Below are 19,284 nucleotides of genomic sequence, written 5' to 3'. Positions count from 1 at the left end.
CTCAACCGCCCAGCAACTCCACCAGAGCCAGCGCGCCCTTCTGCAGCGGCTGGCTCTTGAGCCACACCGCGTGCACCGGCAGCACCAGGCCGTTTTCGATGTTGCGGAAATTCAGCCGTTTCAGTCGTCCGCTATCGAGCCACGGCTGCACCACTGACAGCGGAAAATTGCCCCAGCCCAACCCCGCCTCGACCATTTCCAGCGCCGTCTCCAGGTTGTCGGTGCGCCAGTGGGACTCGGCCACCAGTGGCCGGGTTTCGCTGATCGGCAAATCGCGACTGCCAACCACGATCTGCCGCACATGCACCAGATCCTCGAGAAACAGATCCTGCCCCTGCAACAACGGGCTGTCCGCCGCCAGCGTGGCGATCATTCGTTCGCTGCCGACAAACTGAAACCGTTCCAGCACATTCACGCTCAACCCGGCGAACGCCAGACACACGCTGACCCGGCCACTGTGAAGCATTGCCAGCACATCATCCTGCGGCGCAGTCAGCACTTCGATGTCGAGCAGCGGATGGCGCTCGCTGAGGTCCTTGATCGCCGCCAACAACCGTCGACGGTCAATGTCCGCCGCCACGCCAATCGACAATTTGCTCTCCAGCCCCAGCGATAACTGCACCGCATGCACTTGCAATTGCTTGAGCTGATCGGCGATCAGCCGCGCGTGTGGCACCAGCGACAGCGCCATCGCCGTGGGTTGCGGTTCGCGGTGACTGCGGTCGAACAACGCATAACCGAGTTCGGCCTCGAGATTGCCGATCGCCATGCTCACCGCCGACGGGACTTTGCCCAACGCCCTTGCAGCGGCGGAAAACGAGCCGCGCTCGATCACGGCGAGAAACAGCTCGATGCTTTCGCTGTTGAAATTCACTTCATTTACCTATCAATAAAACTGAAAGCTTCTGACTTTTTCTGTCACCGCCATTGAAGCTATCTTTCGTCGCCTTCGCCAGCCCCGTTGGCCACAAGTCGCAAGAAAGAGGCAATTCCCATGCAAGGCGTCAAACGCAAACTGGTCTATGTGTCGCTCTATGAAGTGATCGGCATGACCTTCTCGGCCCTCGGCCTGGCCTTGTTGTCCGGCACCTCGCCCGGCAGCACCGGCCCGCTGGCGGTGATCATTACCAGCATCGCCGTGACCTGGAACTTCATCTACACCTCGCTGTTCGAGCGCTGGGAAAGCCGCCAGGTGTCGCGCACCCGCACGGTGAAACGGCGCATCGCCCACGCCGTCGGGTTCCAGCTGACGCTGATCGTGTTCCTGATTCCGCTGATCGCGTGGTGGATGAACATCAGTCTGGTGCAAGCCTTTTTGCTGGATCTGGCACTGATTGTGTTCATCCCTTGCTACACCTTCGCGTTCAACTGGCTGTTCGATAAGGTGTTCGGCCTTCCGGCATCGGCATTGCCGGATCCGCAGCCTGCGACATAAATCGTTAACTGGTAAGCGGATATTGCAAGAAATCGTCGGTTTTACCTCGCCAACCGCCGATATAAACAATCCTTGATTTCCGATAGCAGGCTAAGCTTTTCCATCAATAAAAAATGGATCAGCCCATGACTGCACACGCCCCCGCCGCGCAACGCGACGGCATCGACCCCATACGCGCCGCACAGATTTCCGCCCGCATCGACCGCCTCCCGGCAGTCGCCACGATCTGGCGGCTGGTGGCGCTGCTGTCGATCGGTGGTTTCTTCGAACTCTACGACCTGTTCCAGACCGCCTATATCAGCCCCGGCCTGATCCGCGACGGCATCTTCGCCACCGGCAATCAGGGCGTGTTCGGTTTCTCCGATCAGGCCGCGTTCGCCTCGGCGACGTTCCTCGGACTGTTTCTCGGCGCCAGTCTGCTGAGCCCGATGGCGGATCGCTTCGGGCGGCGGGCGATCTTCACTTTCGCGCTGGTCTGGTACACCGTCGCCACAGTTTTAATGGGCGTACAGAGTTCAGCGCTGGGGATCATCTGCATGCGTTTTCTGGTGGGTATCGGCCTCGGCATCGAACTGGTGACCATCGACGCCTACCTCTCGGAACTGGTGCCCAAGCGCATGCGCAGTTCGGCGTTTGCCTTCGCGTTTTTCGTGCAGTTCCTGTCGGTGCCGGCGGTGGCGCTGATGTCCTGGTGGCTGGTGCCGCAGGCGCCGTTCGGCATCAGTGGCTGGCGTTGGGTGGTGTTGGCGAGCGCGGTGTTTGCGCTGTTCATCTGGTGGCTGCGCAAACGTCTGCCGGAGTCGCCGCGCTGGCTGGCGCAGCATGGCCGCTTCGATGAGGCGAACCGGATTCTCGACGGCATCGAGGCGCGTTGTGAGAAGGATCACCGTCAGCCACTGGATGCGCCGGAAGCAGTAGCCGTCGATGTCGAGGGCAGGGGCCGTTTCGCCGATATCTGGCAGCCACCGTACCGGCGCCGCGCGCTGATGCTGATTGTCTTCCACATCTTCCAGGCGATCGGTTTCTTCGGCTTCGGCAACTGGCTGCCAGCGCTGCTTTCCGGTCAGGGTGTCAGCGTCACCCACAGTCTGATGTACGCGTTCATCATCACCCTCGCCTACCCGCTCGGGCCGTTGCTGTTCGTCAAATTCGCCAACCGCTTCGAGAACAAGTGGCAGATCGTCGGCTCGGCCCTCGGCGCCATGACTTTCGGCACCCTGTTCGCGTTGCAGACCAGCGCCTTCGGCCTGATCTTCTGCGGTGTGATGATCACCTTCTGCAACGCCTGGCTGAGCTTCAGTTACCACTCCTATCAGAGCGAACTGTTCCCCACCAACATCCGCGCTCGGGCCGTCGGGTTCTGCTATTCGTTCAGTCGTTTGTCGACGGTGTTCAGCAGCCTGCTGATCGGTCTGTTCCTCGACCACTTCGGGACACCGGGCGTGTTGGCGTTCATCGTCGCCAGCATGTTGATCGTGATGCTGACCATCGGCTGTTTCGGTCCTCGCACCCGAAACCTGGCGCTGGAAAACATCGCCCATCGCTGACGGACAACGGTCATCCTCTGCCGCCCTCCGGCAAGGGATGACCGCTTTGCCGGTTCACCGAAAACCACAAGCCATTGAAATAAAAGAACTTATTAGATGGGCATGGTAATTGCTCCCTAGGACTGACAGTCATTACCTACAGGTCCTTTCATCATGTTGGTCAGTGCAAAACAACAGCAAATCATTCACCTGCCCAAGCCGCTGAATGACGATGCAACCGCCACCGCTGCGGCCGGCCTGCATGGCGCAATGCTGCAGACCCTGCAAAACCAGGCCCAGGCGCAAACCGCCGAAGCCACCGCCAAAGTGCAGGAATCGGCTACCCAACTGGCGACCCAGCAAGTCAGCGAAGCCACGCGCATCAGCGACAACGTCGACGAAGCGTTCGCCAAGACCCGCGTCGCCCTGCAAACCTCCGATACTTCGCCGAGCAAATCCACAGGCTCATCGGCCCTGGATGAATTCAAGGACTACATGAGCAAAACGCCGGAACAGCGTCTGCGTGACAGTATCCTCAAGGAAATGGGCCTGACCGAAGACGACATCAAAGCGATGCCGCCGGAGAAACAACTGGCAATCGGCAAAGAGATCGCCGAGCGTCTACAGGACAAGATCAAGCTGGCCGAAGCCGAAAAACAAAACAAGCAAAACGCCAACTCGACGAAGATCAGCGACGAGTCGGCGGACAAGTTCCTCGCTTCGCTCTAAGAAGATCCCTTCCCTCAGCAGAGTCTCACTCGAGACTCTGACCTCACCGTCCGGTTACCGCTAGTCGATTTCTTACTCCCGAGAGTCGATACCTGTAAGTTCTGACAGTTGTCCTGGATTTTCTCTGCCTCCAACATGGCTCATGCAAGCGTTCAGTTTGCATTTCAAAAGGAGAACTTCATGACCACTAAAGGTAATGCCATAGGCTTGTTATCAATCAAGATAGCCAAGAACGGCGAACCATCACAAACGATGTCGACACCGTTCATTACGCTTGACCTCAAAAGTAACAATTTGAGTATCGGTGGCTACAATATCGAGCCCGAAGGACTGGAAGGTGCACAAATTGATATTCATGAACAACACATCCAACCTGGCACCTATTTCTTTACAGAAGATTTTAGAGTTGCCGGCTTTTATACTCCACGAATGCAAAATTCCTGGAATGGTGACGTGGGAGGTGAAATCACCTTGATTGAGGTCGACCTCACGAAAAAATTCGTCAGAGGCACTGCCAAATTCAAAGCAGTTAGCAAGTACGACGACTCATACGCCGAAGTTGACTTCAATTTTTCTTTAACAGGTGCACAGTAACCACAAAAAATCTGCCCCTCAAAAATGAGGGGCAACCGTGCAGTTGCTACTCGAGTTTCAACGTCTCATTGAACTGACTGATCGCATCCACCACATGCCGCGAGCCCTGCTGAATCTCCCGAATCGCATCCCCCGCCTCGTTCGCCAGTTCCACCCCGAGCCCGGTGCGGCTCAGGCTCGACTGCATGCTCGACACTGCGCTCAGTGACAGCTCATGGTTCTTGCGCACCACGTCGACGATCTCCACGGTCGCCTGGCTGGTTCGCGCCGCGAGGCTGCGCACCTCGTCCGCCACCACCGCAAAACCACGCCCGTGCTCACCCGCCCTTGCCGCTTCGATCGCCGCGTTGAGCGCCAGCAGGTTGGTCTGGTCGGCAATCCCGCGAATGGTCTGGACGATGGTGCCGATGATGTCCGACTGCTTGCTGACCGCATCGATGCTCAGCGCCGCTTCGTTGAGGTCGCGGGAAATGTCCTGAATGATCTGCACCGTTTGCTGCACGACCTGTGAGCCTTTTTGCGCGCAGGCGTCGTTTTGTACAGAGGTGCTGTGGGCCGATTCCGCAGCGGTCTGCAAGGTGGTCATCTGGTGGGTGATGTCACTGGCGAACTTCACCACTTTGTACAACCGGCCTTTGGCATCGAACAACGGGTTATACGAGGCTTCGAGGTAAACGGTCTGCCCCGACTTGTTCTTGCGTTCGAAGCGGTGCGAGTGATATTCGCCGCGATTGAGCGAGGCCCAGAACGCCTTGTACTGCGCGGACTCGGCCTCGACCCGGTGACAGAACAGACTGTGATGATGGCCGACGATTTCGTTGAGCGAGTACTGCATGGTCTTGAGGAAGTTGTCGTTGGCCGTGATCACATTGCCTTCCGGGGTGAACTCGATCACCGCCATCGAACGGCCGATGGCGGCCAGCATGCTTTCTTCTTCTTTTTCCTTGTTCACTCGCGCGGTGATGTCCGCCGCCACTTTGATCACACTGCGGACCTGTTTGTCCGGGCCATACACCGGCATGTAACTGGCTTCGAGCCAGATTTCCCGACCGCTTTTGTTCAAGCGCAGGAAAGTCCCGCTGATGGGTTCGCCACGGGCCAGGTCACGCCACAACTTGGCGTATTCCTCGCTGCGATAAAATTCTTCTTCACAAAAAATCCGGTGATGTTTGCCACGCACTTCTTCGGCGCTGTAGCCCATGGTCTTGCAGAAGTTGTCATTGGCATCCAGCACGATGCCCTCGGGGGTGAATTCGATCATTGCCATCGAACGGCTGATCGCCGCCAGCTTGGCGTTGGCTTCGGTCAGGGCACAGCTGAAACGTTCGATTTCCTGCAGATCAGCCTTGTGATGTAGGTTGAACATGTCTCGATCACCTTCCGCGCGTTCTTTTGATTTGATGAAAGTTCAGGTCTTTCAGAATCCACCACTACGTTCCACAGAACAGGCACACGCCTTCCTCCACGGGAGGAAGTTGTCAGGTGATAAACGATGATTAATCGGAGAGTCCATGCGACGACGCTCTAATCAAGGCATCCTTTTCTTGATAGCCCGGTGATGGGCCATTCCTAACATGCAGAAGAACTTCCATTTAAAAAACAGCTCCCTGTCGGTCAAGTGTCGGTGCCTTGGATTGCGCACTCTGGCAGCTTTGAGATCGGTAACCACTAGCGGTCGAAACGCATTGGATGGCGTTCGGCATAGTTAGTTATGAATGAGCATAGACAGCGCGAATGCTTGCGCAAGGCCACTAGTCGGCCAGTAATGAGGGAATTCGGACAGGAAGCGGACGAGAAACGGTTCAGCGGCGTGGGCGTTGATTGCCATTGCGACCGACTCGCAATGGCAACTTTTGAAACGACACCAATATCGGAAAAGAACTACAGACTCCCACTAACCTTGTTCGCCACATCATCCGGCACCCAAGGCTTCCACACTTGCGGTTGATCGCGCAGAAACGCTTCGGCGACCTGGCGTGGCTGCTGGCGCTTCTCGCTCATCCCGGCCAGGGTCTGGTTCAGCAGATCAATCGGCAAATCGACTTTCTCAAAGAACGTCACCAGTTCCGGATACTGCGCTTTGAACGGCGCCGAAACGCCAATCGCCAGGCTCGCCGGCATCGAGCGGGTGCCTCTCGGATTGGGGTTGTTGGCATCGGCCAGGGTTTTCCAGGCTTCGGCGTCGAACGGCGGCTCTTCCAGCTTCACCAGTTTGAAGCGACCGAGCAGCGGCGTCGGCGACCAGTAGTAGAACAGCACCGGTTTGCCGCGCTTGATCGACGACGCCACCTCGGCATCCAGCGCCGCGCCGGAGCCGGTGCGGAAGTTGACGAAGCTGTCGTTCAGCGCATACGCCTTGAGCTTCTGGCTGTTGACGATTTCCGAGGTCCAGCCGGTCGGACTGTTGAGGAAACGCCCACGGCTCGGGTCTTCCGGGTCCTTGAACACATCCTTGTAGCGCGGCAGGTCGGCCACCGATTTCAGCTCCGGCGCCAGCGGTTTGACCCCGCGCTCGGGGTCACCCTTGATCACGTATTCCGGCACCCACCAACCTTCGGTGGCGCCCTTCACCGTGTCGCCGAGGCCGAACACCTTGCCCTCGGCGGCAGCCTTGACCCACGCCGGACTGCGCCCGGCCCACTCTTCGCCGATCACCTGAATATCGTTTTTCGCCAGCGCCGCTTCCAGGCTGACGGTGCTGCCCGGTAGCGTATCGGTCGGGTAGCCGTAGCCTTTCTCGACGATCAGGCGCAGCACTTCGGTGATGAAACTGCCGCTTTCCCAAGTGATGTCGCCGAAGTGGATCGGCGCGGTTTTTTCCGCTGCCACCACGTGGCCGGCCGTCAGGGTCAGGGCCAGCAGCGAACTGCCGAGCAGGGTTTTGAGCGATCTCATGCGAACCTCTTGTTCTGGGAGGAAATCAGGGTTTGGTTGGCGCTGTGGCGATTGCACAGAGCCTGGGAACGGGTCATGTACTGGCTCACCGAACGCTGGGAGATGCCCAGTTCGGCAGCGATTTGCGGGTAGGTCAGGCCGTCGATGCGCGCCAGCAGAAAGGTCGAGCGCACCTTGCCCGGCAGGCGCTGGAGCGTCCGATCCAGGTGTTTGAGACTCTGCGACAGGTCGGCGAGCTCTTCAGGAGACGGGGGGTGATCGAGGTCGCCCTGTTGCAATTGATGCAGATGCCGACGCTCCAGATCGCCCCGCCGCCAGCGCTCGTACAGCAGGCGTTGAGCAATGGTGGTGAGCAACGCGCGGGGTTCGCGGATGGCGGTCAGGCCCGGCGCTTCGAGCAATTGCGCAAAGGTTTCGGCGGCTATGTCTTCAGCGGTGGCCGCATCATTCGATTGCCGACGCAGACGTGTGCACAACCACTGGTAATGGTCGCGAAACAACGTGTTCACATGATTGCGATGGGATGAGTCGGCGCCGGACATGGGGGCTCCTTGGTCAAGGGTCGCTGAATGTCCGGTCGTCCGGTGGCGCGATCCTAGCAAGGTGCCTTATGCGTTAAAAATACTTAAAAAGAATTTTTATATTCCATTAACGAATTACAAGAAGCCGCTAGCGCAGGCGGCCATAACCCAGCTCTTCGGCCTCGCGCTGGTAATCCAGCAGGACGAGGTAATCGCTTTCGCTGGCGGGCAGGACTTCGGGCAAACCGAGGATGCGAGCCACATCGGGCAGGTCTTGAAGGCTGCTATTCATCGCCCGGCGCAAGTGTTCAATCTGCTCGTCCGTCGTGCTGGCGGCGGTGATAAAGGGCAAGGTCGGGCTGAACGCACTGCGCGCCACCACCCGTAATCCGCTGACCTCTGCGGCGGCGTATTGCGCCAGGTACGCAAAGGTCACGCTGTCGATGGCCGCCAGATCGGCACGGTCTTCACGCAACCAGCGCAGGCTTTCGCGGTGACCACCACTGATGCCGACCGTGGCGAAAAACTGCCCGTCCCGGTGCAACGGCGCCAGACGCTGACGCAACAGGTTCATGCCGCTGTTGGAGTCGTCGCTGTTGATCACCCCGCGACTGTCGAAAAATGCCGCCAGACTGCGGCGCGAATCATCGGCGCGGGCGAGGATCAGGCTGCAATGGTTGCCGGCGCTGGCGTCCGGCAATTCGTAGCGCGGACGGCCGACAATCCTCACCTGACCACGCAGCGCGGTCATCAGCGGATAGCCGCAGGTCTGGGTCAGCAGCAACTCGGGTGAACGCCAGAGTTCCAGCAGCGACAGGCCTTCGGCATCGAGCCGCGAATGGCCCAGGTGTTCGAGAATCCGCGCCAGCCATTGCTCGTTCGCCGCGCGGATCGGCTCGGGTGCGATGTACATCAACAACTCTGCGTAACCTGACGTCATGCTCGCCTCAAATAAACGGATGCTGCGGGCTGTCGATCGGCTTGATGCCGTGCCGGCGCCACAGTTGCCCATAACCTTGCACCAGAAATCCGCCACTGCGCGCCACCCATTGCTCCCGGCGCATGCGGTAGGCCTCGGGCAAGTCGTACCACGAAAGCTTCGGCAGGTCGTGATGCACCAGATGGAAATTCAGGTTCAGGAACAGCCAGCGCCACGGCCATCCGGCTTCGTTGAGCACCGTACGCTGCTCCGGTTGCGTATGCGGCCGATGTTCATAGTAGGAGCGAACCATCGCGATCGACAGCGCCGGCACGCTGATCAAAAACAGGTAATGCCACACCGACAACACGCTGTAGCGGGCGATGAAAAACAGCATCAGCACGGTCAGGGCGCCGTGGGTCAGCCACATCAGCCAGGCCTGGCGCTCGCCGCTTTTCAGACGTTGCAATTCTTCACCGGCCAGCGCCAGCAATGCCAGCGGTGCGCCAAGAATGAAGCGGCCCAATACGGTCTTGTTCAGCCAGTGCAGGCTGCGTTCGAACAGCGAACTGCCCTGCCAGCGTTCGGCACTCAGGTAACGGCTTTCGGGATCGACGCCGGGGATCGTCAGATCTTCATCGCGATGGTGCTGCAAATGGCTGTCGCGGTAGAGCGTGTACGGATACCACACCGCGAATGGCGCATAGCCGAGGAGTTTGTTGACGAAGGTCCAGCGCGTCGGATGACCGTGGAGCAATTCGTGCTGCACCGACAGCCACAGCACCAGCAATGGAATCAGCAGCAGCGTGCTCCACAAGAGTCCGAGCCGTTCGCTGCCCAGCACAATCGCGAACCAGCCGCCGTACACGCCGATCAGCAGCAGCCAGGTCGGCCACTCGGTGCGCGAGGTGAAGCGCTGACGCAGGGTTTCGATCTGTTGGCGATGGGCATCGTCAAAATAGTGGGGCATGGCGTGGCTCGGAACGAGGGTCTGATCGTTCTGTGCAACACCGGCGGGAAATCTTGCAGATTATTTTTGCGAGCTGTTTTCAAGGACAGGACAGGAGCCCGGATCCGGGCTCCCGTACAGCGCGATCAATGGCCAAAAATGTCGACTTTTTTCGCCCTTTTTTCGTGGCGTTTTTCGATGGCGGTCTTGGCCGGTTTCTTCTTCGCGGCTTTTTTCGAATCCATACCTTTGGACATGATGCGTACTCCACTCAGAGGGGATGTGAGATCAGGTATACACCTATCCCGGCGGGCACGTTGTTTTATAATCCGCAGCTTTTGCACCGGCAGTCCGATTCATGACCGACATCCGTTACAGCCAGCTCGACGACCTGTCCTGGCCCTTGATGAACAAGTTCTACCGCCAGCATCAATCGTCGATGAAAGCGGTGCGCGAGGCGCAATGGTGGGTGGCGCGGCGGGAGGAAATCGTGGCGGCGCTGTGCCTGCGGCCGGTGTTCGGCGGGCATTGGCTGACCGGGTTGTTCGTTGATCCGGCCTGCCGCGAACAGGGCATCGCTGCGCAATTGATCGCGGCGGCGGTGAAAGATGTGGAGGCGCCGGTGTGGCTGTTCTGCCATCCGGACTTGCGTGGATTCTACGAGCGGCGCGGCTTCACCTTCGACCCCGCCCTGCCCCAGGCCATGGCCGAGCGCTTGAGCCGTTATGCGCGGAGCAAACCGATGATTGCCATGGAGCTGGCGCCGCGCACGGACTAGTCAGTCGTCGGCGTTGGGATCGAGGTCCGGAAACATCACTTCGGTGAAACCGAACTTGCTGAAATCGGTAATGCGCGACGGGTACAGCCGCCCGATCAGGTGATCGCATTCGTGCTGCACCACCCGCGCATGGAACCCCGAGGCCACACGCACAATCGGCTCGCCTTTGGGATCGACGCCCTCGTAACGGATCTGCTGATAACGATCCACCGCGCCCCGCAGGCCGGGCACCGACAGGCAACCTTCGAAGCCCTCTTCCATCAGCGGGCTGAGCGGCGTGATCAGCGGGTTGATCAGGATCGTCTGCGGCACGGCTTCGGCGTCCGGGTAGCGTTCGCTGTGCTCGAAACCGAAGATCACCAATTGCAGGTCGACGCCGATCTGCGGCGCGGCCAGGCCGACACCGCCGACACTTTCCATGGTCTGGAACATGTCGTCGATCAGTTGCCACAGCTCGGGACTGTCGAGCATTTCAGCGGGCACTGGCGGGGCGATGCGCAGCAGGCGTTCGTCGCCCATCTTCAGGATTTCACGGATCATGGTCAGACTTCGTCAGTGTTCGGCTTGAGCGAATGATCGCGCCCGAGGCCGGAAACGTGTTGTTTGGGATGTTCATCGAGTTCGCCGGGGACTTTCTCGCCCGAATCCTTGCCCTCGCTGGACATATGTTCGATGACCGCATTCATCTCCGCGCCGAGCAACAACACGGCGGAGGAAATATAGAAATACAGCAACAGCACGATGATCGCACCGATGCTGCCATACATGGCGTTGTAGTTGGCGAACGTCTTGACGTAAAACGCGAAGCCCAGGGACGCGATGATCCACACCACCACCGCCAACACCGAGCCGGGGGTGATGAAGCGGAATTCCTGTTTGACGTCGGGCATCACGTAGTAGATCAGCGCCACGGCCACCATCATCAGGATCACGATCACCGGCCAGCGGGCGATGGTCCACAAGGTAACGATGACTTCTTCCAACCCGACCTGCGCGGCGATCCAGCCCATCACCTGCGGGCCGAGCACCATCAGCGCAGCGGCCACCAGCAACATGCCGGCGATGCCCACGGTGTAGATGACAGACAGCGGAAAACGCTTCCACAGGGGCCGGCCCTCGACCACATCGTAGGCGGCGTTCATCGCGCTCATCATCAGGCGCACGCCGGCAGACGCGGTGTACAGGGCGATGACGATACCCACCGAAAGCAGGCCGCCCTTGGATTGCTGCAGTTGATCGATCACCGGGTTGACCTGCTCCAGCGCCTGGGGCGGCAACACCAGTTCCGATTGCAGGCGCAGCCAGGAGAAGAAGTCCGGCAGGTGCAGGAAACCGATCAGGGCAATCAGGAACAGAATGAACGGGAACAGCGAGAACAGCATCTGGTAGGCCAATGCCGAGGCATAGGTCGACATCTCGTCGTCGACGAATTCGGTGATCGTGCGCACCATCACCCGGTGCAGGGGCAGACCTTTCATGTCGGGAAAAATCATTCGCGTCTCCTTTCGCCGCAAAACAGGTTGAAGTCGTGGCGACTCAGGGGCCGTTTTTCTCTCATCAAAGTAGCTTACTTGGCGACTTTGAAACACTGTGTTCCGTGACCGCATGTGAGCGGGATACGAAAACGGCCATCCTTGGATGGCCGCTTCGCTGTTTCGTTCAAGGCCTGATCAAGCCTTGTCGACGCCTTTCTTGATCGCGTCCTTGGCTTTGCCCACCGCTTGCTGGGCCTCGCCTTTCTTCTCTTGCAATTTGCCTTCGGCTTGCAGTTTGGTGTTGTCGGTGGCTTTGCCGACACCCTGCTTGACGTTGCCGACCGCTTCGTTGGCCATGCCTTTCACTTTATCGCTCGTGCTACCCATGGTAATTCTCCTTGGAACATTAACGGGGAAAGTCAGTACGTAATGATTGACTGGCCCGGTTTGCGCCAAGTTTCATTTATTTTCAGGGTTTCATTTCGTCGCGACGTGCAGGTTGGGCTTTATGTTTGCGAGCGTTGCCCCGAGAATGCCCACCACAAGGGCGCCAGGCGCCACAGAACCGATCCCGCAGGAATGTTATGAAACTCGATAAAAAGCAGGCCATCGCCCGTCGCAACCAGGAACTGGGCGGTGCCGTGCTCGGCACCAACAACTGCCACTTCGCCGAACTGAACCGCAACCGCAACATCTGGTGGTTCGACTTGCCGGTGTCGCGCCTGGCCATCGGTCAGTACGAGTGGATTCACCTGTTGATGCACACCTCGGCCACCGACGAACTGCTGCACCTGAAAGTGCCGACCGTGTTCCTGCGCGAGAAACTCGAAGGCCTGGTGATCCGCAACGAAGGCAAGCGCAAGGCCGCCCTGAGCCTGGAACTGAGCGCCGACAAGGACTCGTACCTGCAGGACATGCGCCCGGCGGGGACCAATGTGAACTTCGCGCCGTTCCGCCAGTAAGCGTTCAAGCCCTGCACCAACAAAAAGCCCCGCATCTGCGGGGCTTTCTGTTTTATGCGGCGCTCTTCGCCTTGATCTTCTTCAGCTCTTCGTCGCGCAACTCGCGGCGCAGGATCTTACCGACGTTGGTGGTCGGCAGCGCATCGCGGAATTCCACCGAACGCGGCACCTTGTAGCCGGTGACGTTGGCGCGCATGTGCTCCATCACCTGCTCCTTGGTCAGCGTGACGCCCGGTTTGGCGACGATGAAGATTTTGATCGCCTCGCCGGATTTTTCGTCCGGAACGCCGATGGCCGCGCACTGCAACACGCCGGGCAGGGCCGCCAGCACGTCTTCCAGCTCGTTCGGGTACACGTTGAAACCGGAGACCAGGATCATGTCTTTCTTGCGATCGACAATGCGCATGTAGCCGTCCGGCTGGATCAACGCGATGTCACCGGTTTTCAACCAGCCTTCGCTGTCGAGCATTTCATCGGTGGCTTCCTGACGCTGCCAGTAGCCCTTCATCACTTGCGGGCCCTTGACGCACAGCTCGCCGATTTCGCCCAGCGGCTGCTCGACACCGGCATCGTCGATGACTTTGCACAGGGTCGACGGTACCGGAATGCCGATGGTGCCGATCTGGATGTTCTGGATCGGGTTGACTGTGGCCACCGGGCTGGTTTCGGTCATGCCGTACCCTTCGCAGATCGGGCAACCGGTGACCGCTTTCCAACGCTCGGCTGCGGCCAGTTGCAGGGCCATGCCGCCGGACAAGGTGACTTTCAGCGCCGAGAAGTCCAGCTTGCGGAAACCTTCGTTGTTGCACAGGGCCACGAACAGGGTGTTGAGGCCGACGAAGCCGCTGAACTTCCACTTCGACAGTTCCTTGACCATCGCCGGCAGGTCGCGCGGGTTGCTGATCAGGATGTTGTGGTTGCCGATCAGCATCATCGCCATGCAATGAAAGGTGAACGCATAGATGTGATACAGCGGCAGCGGCGTGATCAGGATCTCGCAACCTTCATTGAGGTTGGAGCCCATCAGCGCCTTGCACTGCAGCATGTTGGCGACGAGGTTGCGATGGGTGAGCATCGCGCCCTTGGCCACGCCGGTGGTGCCGCCAGTGTATTGCAGCACCGCGACGTCGCCGCTGTCCGGGTTGGCTTCGGCAACCGGCTGGCCCTGACCCTTGCTCAGCACGTCGTTGAACTTGACGGCTTTTGGCAGGTGATAAGCCGGCACCATCTTCTTCACGTACTTGATGACGCTGTTGATCAGCAGACGCTTGATCGGCGGCAGCAGGTCGGCGACTTCGGTGACGATGACGTGTTTGACACCGGTTTTCGGCACCACGGTTTCGGCCAGATGCGCCATGTTCGCCAGGCATACCAGCGCCTTGGCACCGGAGTCGTTGAATTGGTGTTCCATTTCCCGCGCGGTGTACAGCGGGTTGGTGTTGACCACGATCAGCCCGGCACGGATGGCACCGAAGACGGCAACCGGGTACTGCAACACGTTGGGCAGTTGCACGGCGATTCGATCACCGGGCTGCAAATCGGTATGCTGTTGCAGATAAGCGGCAAACGCACCGGACAATTCGTACAGTTCACCGTAGGTGAGGGTCTTGCCCAGGTTGCTGAACGCCGGTTTGTCGGCGAAGCGTTGGCAGGATTGCTTCAACACTGCCTGAATATTCGGGTACTCGTCTGGATTGATGTCGGCAGCAATTCCAGCGGGGTACTTATCCTTCCAAAAGTCTTCGATCATGGAAGCCCACTCCTCAGCAACGCGAATTCAGCACCGCATTTGATGCGATTATTATTGGTGTTTGTTTATTGGTGAGTCTGGCTTTTTACAAGGCCGAGAAGTCACAAAGCGCGCCGAGAGTAGCAGCTTTGCCAAGGGTCGACCAGAGCCAAAAGCGGCCCACATGGTCACTTTAATGACTCAAGAACTATTGGCAGTCATTTTAGAGCAAAAATCCTATAACACCTTGAAAGTCCCGGTTTTCGGGGGCTTGAAACGCGAGCGGGCTCGCTCCCACAGGGTCACCAGTGAACCTGGGGGGAGCGAGCCCGCTTCGGGCGGCGATCCGACGATTGCGCTTGGCACAGTCTGTTTATGCGATATCGCGCAACTCCCGCCGCAGAATTTTCCCGACAGGCGTCATCGGCAACGACTCGCGCAGCACGATATGTTTCGGCACCTTGTACGCCGTGAAATTCTCTTTGCAGTAAGCCTTCAGTTCTTCCAGGCTCACGCCGGTTTCCCGCGCCACCACAAACAGCTTCACTGCCTCGCCTGAGCGCTCGTCCGGCACCCCGATCACCGCGCAGTTGGCGACTTTCGGGTGGGCCATCACCACGTCTTCGATCTCGTTCGGGTACACGTTGAAACCGGAGACAATGATCATGTCTTTCTTGCGGTCGACGATGCGCACGAACCCGTCCGGGTCAATGACTGCAATGTCGCCGGACTTGAACCAGCCCTCGGCATCCAGCACTTCGGCGGTGGCCTCGGGCTTGTTCCAGTAGCCCTTCATGATCTGCGGGCCCTTGATGCACAGTTCGCCACGCTCGCCCAGCGGCTGCTCGACGCCGTCGTCGTTGATGACTTTCAACAAGGTGCCCGGCACCGGCAGGCCGACCGTTCCGATCCGCGACAGCTCGCCGTACGGATTGGTGCAGGCCACCGGCGAGGTTTCAGTCAGCCCATAGCCTTCGGTGATCCGGCAACCGGTGATCTGCTCCCAACGCTCGGCGGTGGCCTTGACCAGCGCGGTGCCGCCGGAGTTGGTGAGCTTGAGGGTGGAGAAATCCAAGGTCTTGAAGTCCGGATGATCCATCAACGCGACAAACAGCGTGTTGAGCCCCAGCAGCGCCGAAAACTTCCAGTTCTTCAGCTCCTTGATGAAGCCGCCGATGTCACGCGGGTTGGTGATCAATACGTTGTGGTTGCCCGACACCATCATGCACATGCAATTCGCGGTGAAGGCATAGATGTGGTACAGCGGCAGCGGCGCGATCATTACCTCCTGCCCTTCGCGCAGCAGCGGCTGGCCGTCGCTGCCGAACTGGCCGAGACAGGCGCGCACCTGTTGCATGTTCGCCACCAGATTGCCGTGGGTCAGCATTGCGCCCTTGGCCAGGCCGGTGGTGCCGCCGGTGTATTGCAGCACGGCGATGTCATCCAGGCCGACCTTCAGCGGCTTGATGCCCAGGCCCCGGCCCATGCGCAACGCGCTCTTGAAGGAAATCGCCTGGGGCAGCGAGTACGCCGGGACCATTTTCTTCACTTTGCTGACCACAGTGTTGACCAGCCAGCCCTTGGCGGTGGGCATCAGGTCGCCCATCTTCGCTTCAATCAGGTACTGAATGTCGGTGTCCGCCAGCACTTCCTGGACCTTCTGACCGAACATGTTCAGGTACACCAGCGCCCGGGCACCGGAGTCCTTGAACTGGTGACGCATCTCCCGCGCGGTGTACAGCGGGTTGGTGTTGACCACGATCAGCCCGGCGCGCAGAGCACCGAACACGGCAATCGGATAATGCAGGACGTTGGGCATCTGCACCGCGATGCGATCCCCCGGCACCAGGTCGGTGTGGGCTTGCAGATAACCGGCGAAGGCGGCGCTCTGGCGCTCCAGCTCGGCGTAGGTCAGGGTCACGCCCATGTTGCTGAACGCCGGGCGATCAGCGAATTTCTTGCAGGAACGCTCGAACACCTCGATCACCGACTTGAACTCACCCGCATCGATGTCCAGGGGTACGCCCGCCGGGCGTTTGTCATTCCAGAAATCAGGTTGCATTGTTCTTGTCCTCTTTACCTGAGCCGATCCGGGGCCGCTTCGCTGTCATTTCTTTCTGTCCCTGAAAAAGCCGAGAGCAAAAAGCGGGGCTTCACGGACACTAGCAGCTATGGTCAATCAGGCAAATATGGGCAAGGTCCTCATTGATCGTGTGAATCTTCCTGCCGTGGCGTGAGCTGATCGGACGCGCTATACAATGCAACCTCTGCACGACGCTTGAGCAAAAACAGGCCGCAAAAGGAATCGCCATGATCCACGACACCTTCTGGCTGGACGCGAGTGACCGCAGCCGCCTCTTCGTCAACCATTGGCTGCCGAACGCGCCGCTGAAAGCGGTGATTCTGCTGGCCCATGGCATGGCCGAACACAGCGGTCGCTATGCACGGCTGGCAGAGGCGTTCTGCGCTGAAGGCTACGGTGTGTACGCACCCGATCAACGCGGCCATGGCAAGACGGCCGATCATGGGACGCTCGGGCACTTCGCTGACGACGACGGCTGGTGCAAGGTGGTTGGGGATCTCGCGAGTCTCAACCAGTTCCTCGGCCAACGTCATTCGGGCGTGCCGATCGTGCTGCTCGGGCACAGCATGGGCAGTTACATTGCCCAGGCTTATCTGCTGCATCACAGCGCCAGCCTGCACGGCGCGATTCTCAGCGGCTCGAATTTCCAGCCGGTCGCGCTGTACCGCGCGGCCCGGCAGATCGCCCGTTTCGAAAAGCTGCGCCAGGGCGCCAAGGGCCGCAGCGCACTGATCGAGTGGCTGTCATTTGGCTCGTTCAACAATAAATTCAAACCGGCGCGCACCGCGTTTGACTGGCTCAGTCGCGACCCGGTCGAGGTCGACAAGTACGCCACCGACCCGTTGTGTGGCTTTCGTTGCACCAATCAGTTGTGGATCGACCTGCTCGGCGGGTTGCAGCAAATCAGCAAAGCGTCCAATCTCGCCCAGATTGATCCGGGCCTGCCGCTGCTGGTGATTGGCGGCGAATGTGATCCGGTGAGCGAAGGCAAGCGTCTGACTGATCTGGCCAACGCCCTGCGCGCAGCCGGCAGCCAGAACCTGCAACTCAAGATCTACCCGCAAGCGCGGCACGAATTGTTCAACGAGAGCAACCGCGACGAAGTGACCGCCGATGTGCTGGCCTGGATCAAACAGGCCCTTAGCCATCGCCGGCCACACCGCAGCGAATAATTTTTTTTTGGATTCATTTCATCCGTCACAGGAATTCAGCCCCATGACCCAGGTTACCAACATCCCTTACGAAGCCCTCGAAGTGGGCCAGACCGCGAGCTACAGCAAGACTGTCGAGGAACGCGACATTCAGCTGTTCGCCGCGATGTCCGGTGACCACAACCCGGTGCACCTGGACGCCGAGTTCGCCGCCGCCAGCATGTTCAAGGAACGCATCGCCCACGGCATGTTCAGCGGCGCGCTGATCAGTGCCGCAGTGGCTTGCGAGCTGCCTGGACCGGGCACCATTTATATCGGCCAGCAGATGAGCTTCCAGAAGCCGGTGAAGATCGGCGACACCCTGACCGTGCGCCTGGAAATCCTTGAGAAACTGCCGAAATTCCGCGTGCGCATCGCCACTCGCGTATTCAATCAGCGCGATGAGCTGGTGGTGGACGGCGAGGCCGAGATCCTGGCGCCGCGCAAGCAACAGACCGTTACCCTGCCGACGCTGCCGGCCATCAGCATCGGTTGATCGCCCTCGCCCTCGATCAAATCCGGGCACAAAAAAACGCCAGACCAGCTGGCGTTTTTTGTGGGCTTCGAACGCTTACGAGCGTGCGCGAGCCTGGTTACGCAGCGCCTTCACCTGGTCGTGATTGCGTTGCACACCGTGGTACTGGCGTTCGACCAGGTCACGAATGCCGACCAGATTGTGTTTGTTGATCTTCTCGATCGCTTCACGATAAGCCTTCAGGGCGTGGTCTTCACCGCGCTCGGCTTCGTTGAGCACCGCTTCTTCGTCCTTGCCGGTGAACATCGCTTTGACGTCGACCCAGCGACGGTGCAGATCACCGCTGACACTGGTCGAGGTTTCCGGATCGCCACCCATCGAACGCACGGCGGCTTGCAACTCGGCCGCAGCGGTTGCGCAATCGGCGGAGCGTTTCACGAACAGGGTTTTCAGCTCTGGGTGCTTGATGTCTTCAGCGCAGGTCTTGAACCCTTCCTGACCGTCCTTGCTGGTTTCGATCAGGTCGTTGAGGACGGAGATGGCTTCTTTATTCATGTCAGTCATTTTTCAATTCCTTGCGTGGGTGAAAGATGCAAGGAGTGTTGCAGTGGTCGTGCCAGCTTCACTAAAAGAATTTAATCTTTGATTTTCAATAACTTACAAATAATCCAGAAATCTGTATGCCTGTTATTTGCATGATCTGTCATTTGGCCTGCATGCAGAATGCCTGTATTTTCCGAAGTGTTTTCAAAGCCAGACGATTCCAACGATGAACCCTGAAAAGCTCGAACTGCTGATCACCCGCGAAATGCCCTTCGGCAAATACAAGGGCCGGATCATTGCCGACCTGCCGGGCCCGTACCTGAACTGGTTTGCCCGGGAAGGATTTCCCCATGGCGAACTGGGCGGGCTGTTGGCGTTGATGCAGGAAATCGATCACAACGGCCTGTCGGAACTGCTCGAACCGCTGCGCGCCAAACACGGCAAACCTGCCCCGCGCCACTGAGGCGTCACCCTGATCCGA

General features: G+C 59.1%; 20 protein-coding genes and 2 pseudogenes. 9 read left to right on the top strand and 13 right to left on the bottom strand.

Features of this window, described 5'->3' with window-relative positions; genetic code table 11:
• Position 1: 1 nt before the first annotated feature.
• Entirely contained in the window at positions 2–874 is an 873-nt protein-coding gene (locus QRN46_RS01825; RefSeq protein WP_201816121.1) for a LysR family transcriptional regulator, read from the bottom strand.
• Between the two features lie 120 nt (positions 875–994).
• Here QRN46_RS01825 and QRN46_RS01820 point away from each other — a divergent pair, with 120 nt between their 5' ends.
• The 4 genes from QRN46_RS01820 (at position 995) to QRN46_RS01805 (ending at position 4,284) form a co-directional block, all read left to right on the top strand.
• Positions 995–1,435, top strand: coding sequence for a PACE efflux transporter (locus QRN46_RS01820; RefSeq protein WP_201816129.1), 441 nt, complete (start codon positions 995–997; stop codon positions 1,433–1,435).
• 125 nt (positions 1,436–1,560) lie between these two features.
• On the top strand, positions 1,561–2,982 hold the full coding sequence (locus QRN46_RS01815) for an MFS transporter (protein WP_285354205.1): 1,422 nt from the start codon (positions 1,561–1,563) through the stop codon (positions 2,980–2,982).
• Between the two features lie 153 nt (positions 2,983–3,135).
• On the top strand, positions 3,136–3,690 hold the full coding sequence (locus QRN46_RS01810) for a hypothetical protein (protein ID WP_285354204.1): 555 nt from the start codon (positions 3,136–3,138) through the stop codon (positions 3,688–3,690).
• A 180-nt stretch (positions 3,691–3,870) separates the two neighbouring features.
• On the top strand, positions 3,871–4,284 hold the full coding sequence (locus tag QRN46_RS01805; RefSeq protein WP_108563056.1) for a hypothetical protein: 414 nt from the start codon (positions 3,871–3,873) through the stop codon (positions 4,282–4,284).
• A 46-nt stretch (positions 4,285–4,330) separates the two neighbouring features.
• On the opposite strand, the pseudogene QRN46_RS29075 reads toward QRN46_RS01805, so the two are convergent.
• From QRN46_RS29075 to QRN46_RS01780, 6 genes and pseudogenes are all read right to left on the bottom strand, one after another.
• A pseudogene (locus tag QRN46_RS29075) lies at positions 4,331–4,759 on the bottom strand (methyl-accepting chemotaxis protein); the annotation flags it as partial.
• Between the two features lie 120 nt (positions 4,760–4,879).
• Positions 4,880–5,650 (bottom strand): annotated as a pseudogene (locus tag QRN46_RS29070) (PAS domain-containing protein); the annotation flags it as partial.
• Between the two features lie 515 nt (positions 5,651–6,165).
• The gene (locus tag QRN46_RS01795) at positions 6,166–7,179 is read right to left on the bottom strand and encodes an ABC transporter substrate-binding protein (protein WP_285354203.1); all 1,014 of its coding nucleotides are present in this window, start codon (positions 7,177–7,179) and stop codon (positions 6,166–6,168) included.
• Positions 7,176–7,721 (bottom strand): sigma-70 family RNA polymerase sigma factor, encoded by a 546-nt coding sequence (locus QRN46_RS01790; RefSeq protein WP_201816148.1) that lies wholly within the window; start codon positions 7,719–7,721, stop codon positions 7,176–7,178. Before QRN46_RS01790 ends, QRN46_RS01795 begins: the two co-directional genes overlap by 4 nt.
• 127 nt (positions 7,722–7,848) lie before the next feature.
• A complete protein-coding gene (locus QRN46_RS01785) occupies positions 7,849–8,640 on the bottom strand; it encodes a phosphate/phosphite/phosphonate ABC transporter substrate-binding protein (RefSeq protein WP_201816152.1) in 792 nt (263 codons plus the stop codon).
• Positions 8,641–8,647: 7 nt separating this feature from the next.
• A complete protein-coding gene (locus QRN46_RS01780; protein WP_285354202.1) occupies positions 8,648–9,589 on the bottom strand; it encodes a fatty acid desaturase in 942 nt (313 codons plus the stop codon).
• 337 nt (positions 9,590–9,926) lie between these two features.
• Between QRN46_RS01780 and QRN46_RS01775 the strand changes: the two genes are divergently transcribed.
• Positions 9,927–10,346, top strand: coding sequence for a GNAT family N-acetyltransferase (locus QRN46_RS01775; protein ID WP_011335594.1), 420 nt, complete (start codon positions 9,927–9,929; stop codon positions 10,344–10,346).
• Here the strand turns inward: QRN46_RS01775 and def are convergent, their stop codons facing one another.
• From def to QRN46_RS01760, 3 genes are all read right to left on the bottom strand, one after another.
• A complete protein-coding gene (gene def, locus QRN46_RS01770; RefSeq protein WP_007951144.1) occupies positions 10,347–10,886 on the bottom strand; it encodes a peptide deformylase in 540 nt (179 codons plus the stop codon).
• Positions 10,887–10,888: 2 nt separating this feature from the next.
• Positions 10,889–11,839 (bottom strand): YihY/virulence factor BrkB family protein, encoded by a 951-nt coding sequence (locus QRN46_RS01765; RefSeq protein WP_011335595.1) that lies wholly within the window; start codon positions 11,837–11,839, stop codon positions 10,889–10,891.
• 177 nt (positions 11,840–12,016) lie between these two features.
• A complete protein-coding gene (locus tag QRN46_RS01760) occupies positions 12,017–12,208 on the bottom strand; it encodes a CsbD family protein (protein ID WP_011335596.1) in 192 nt (63 codons plus the stop codon).
• A gap of 197 nt (positions 12,209–12,405) precedes the next feature.
• Between QRN46_RS01760 and QRN46_RS01755 the strand changes: the two genes are divergently transcribed.
• Positions 12,406–12,783, top strand: a complete 378-nt coding sequence (locus tag QRN46_RS01755) for a hypothetical protein (protein ID WP_285354201.1) — start codon at positions 12,406–12,408, stop codon at positions 12,781–12,783.
• A 52-nt stretch (positions 12,784–12,835) separates the two neighbouring features.
• Here the strand turns inward: QRN46_RS01755 and fadD1 are convergent, their stop codons facing one another.
• Complete coding sequence (gene fadD1 / locus QRN46_RS01750; RefSeq protein ID WP_011335597.1) at positions 12,836–14,533, bottom strand: long-chain-fatty-acid--CoA ligase FadD1; 1,698 nt, start codon at positions 14,531–14,533, stop codon at positions 12,836–12,838.
• Positions 14,534–14,885: 352 nt separating this feature from the next.
• Positions 14,886–16,574: a long-chain-fatty-acid--CoA ligase FadD2 gene (fadD2, locus tag QRN46_RS01745; protein ID WP_011335598.1), complete on the bottom strand. Its 1,689-nt coding sequence runs from the start codon at positions 16,572–16,574 to the stop codon at positions 14,886–14,888.
• A gap of 248 nt (positions 16,575–16,822) precedes the next feature.
• Between fadD2 and QRN46_RS01740 the strand changes: the two genes are divergently transcribed.
• Together QRN46_RS01740 and QRN46_RS01735 are read left to right on the top strand one after the other, a co-directional pair.
• Complete coding sequence (locus tag QRN46_RS01740) at positions 16,823–17,767, top strand: alpha/beta hydrolase (protein ID WP_201816158.1); 945 nt, start codon at positions 16,823–16,825, stop codon at positions 17,765–17,767.
• A gap of 43 nt (positions 17,768–17,810) precedes the next feature.
• On the top strand, positions 17,811–18,281 hold the full coding sequence (locus QRN46_RS01735) for a MaoC family dehydratase (protein ID WP_003227420.1): 471 nt from the start codon (positions 17,811–17,813) through the stop codon (positions 18,279–18,281).
• A 75-nt stretch (positions 18,282–18,356) separates the two neighbouring features.
• On the opposite strand, the gene QRN46_RS01730 is transcribed toward QRN46_RS01735, so the two are convergent.
• Complete coding sequence (locus QRN46_RS01730; RefSeq protein WP_007951153.1) at positions 18,357–18,824, bottom strand: PA2169 family four-helix-bundle protein; 468 nt, start codon at positions 18,822–18,824, stop codon at positions 18,357–18,359.
• A 205-nt stretch (positions 18,825–19,029) separates the two neighbouring features.
• On the opposite strand from QRN46_RS01730, the gene QRN46_RS01725 reads away from it, so the two are divergent.
• A complete protein-coding gene (locus QRN46_RS01725; protein WP_003213031.1) occupies positions 19,030–19,266 on the top strand; it encodes a DUF3820 family protein in 237 nt (78 codons plus the stop codon).
• Positions 19,267–19,284 lie beyond the last annotated feature (18 nt).

Source organism: Pseudomonas sp. lyk4-R2A-10, assembly GCF_030209075.1.
In the GTDB taxonomy this organism is placed as follows: domain Bacteria; phylum Pseudomonadota; class Gammaproteobacteria; order Pseudomonadales; family Pseudomonadaceae; genus Aquipseudomonas; species Aquipseudomonas glycinae.
Note: the sequence above shows the minus strand (reverse complement) of the source record. Positions and strands in the feature narration are given on the sequence as shown.

What these genes read in the sequence shown, in the direction of transcription:
- QRN46_RS01820 (WP_201816129.1), top strand. Translation starts at nt 995, where the DNA reads ATGCAAGGCGTCAAACGCAAACTGGTCTATGTGTCGCTCTATGAAGTG.
- QRN46_RS01815 (WP_285354205.1), top strand. Translation starts at nt 1,561, where the DNA reads ATGACTGCACACGCCCCCGCCGCGCAACGCGACGGCATCGACCCCATA.
- QRN46_RS01810 (WP_285354204.1), top strand. Translation starts at nt 3,136, where the DNA reads ATGTTGGTCAGTGCAAAACAACAGCAAATCATTCACCTGCCCAAGCCG.
- QRN46_RS01805 (WP_108563056.1), top strand. Translation starts at nt 3,871, where the DNA reads ATGACCACTAAAGGTAATGCCATAGGCTTGTTATCAATCAAGATAGCC.
- QRN46_RS01795 (WP_285354203.1), bottom strand. Translation starts at nt 7,179, where the DNA reads ATGAGATCGCTCAAAACCCTGCTCGGCAGTTCGCTGCTGGCCCTGACC.
- QRN46_RS01790 (WP_201816148.1), bottom strand. Translation starts at nt 7,721, where the DNA reads ATGTCCGGCGCCGACTCATCCCATCGCAATCATGTGAACACGTTGTTT.
- QRN46_RS01785 (WP_201816152.1), bottom strand. Translation starts at nt 8,640, where the DNA reads ATGACGTCAGGTTACGCAGAGTTGTTGATGTACATCGCACCCGAGCCG.
- QRN46_RS01780 (WP_285354202.1), bottom strand. Translation starts at nt 9,589, where the DNA reads ATGCCCCACTATTTTGACGATGCCCATCGCCAACAGATCGAAACCCTG.
- QRN46_RS01775 (WP_011335594.1), top strand. Translation starts at nt 9,927, where the DNA reads ATGACCGACATCCGTTACAGCCAGCTCGACGACCTGTCCTGGCCCTTG.
- def (WP_007951144.1), bottom strand. Translation starts at nt 10,886, where the DNA reads ATGATCCGTGAAATCCTGAAGATGGGCGACGAACGCCTGCTGCGCATC.
- QRN46_RS01765 (WP_011335595.1), bottom strand. Translation starts at nt 11,839, where the DNA reads ATGATTTTTCCCGACATGAAAGGTCTGCCCCTGCACCGGGTGATGGTG.
- QRN46_RS01760 (WP_011335596.1), bottom strand. Translation starts at nt 12,208, where the DNA reads ATGGGTAGCACGAGCGATAAAGTGAAAGGCATGGCCAACGAAGCGGTC.
- QRN46_RS01755 (WP_285354201.1), top strand. Translation starts at nt 12,406, where the DNA reads ATGAAACTCGATAAAAAGCAGGCCATCGCCCGTCGCAACCAGGAACTG.
- fadD1 (WP_011335597.1), bottom strand. Translation starts at nt 14,533, where the DNA reads ATGATCGAAGACTTTTGGAAGGATAAGTACCCCGCTGGAATTGCTGCC.
- fadD2 (WP_011335598.1), bottom strand. Translation starts at nt 16,574, where the DNA reads ATGCAACCTGATTTCTGGAATGACAAACGCCCGGCGGGCGTACCCCTG.
- QRN46_RS01740 (WP_201816158.1), top strand. Translation starts at nt 16,823, where the DNA reads ATGATCCACGACACCTTCTGGCTGGACGCGAGTGACCGCAGCCGCCTC.
- QRN46_RS01735 (WP_003227420.1), top strand. Translation starts at nt 17,811, where the DNA reads ATGACCCAGGTTACCAACATCCCTTACGAAGCCCTCGAAGTGGGCCAG.
- QRN46_RS01730 (WP_007951153.1), bottom strand. Translation starts at nt 18,824, where the DNA reads ATGACTGACATGAATAAAGAAGCCATCTCCGTCCTCAACGACCTGATC.
- QRN46_RS01725 (WP_003213031.1), top strand. Translation starts at nt 19,030, where the DNA reads ATGAACCCTGAAAAGCTCGAACTGCTGATCACCCGCGAAATGCCCTTC.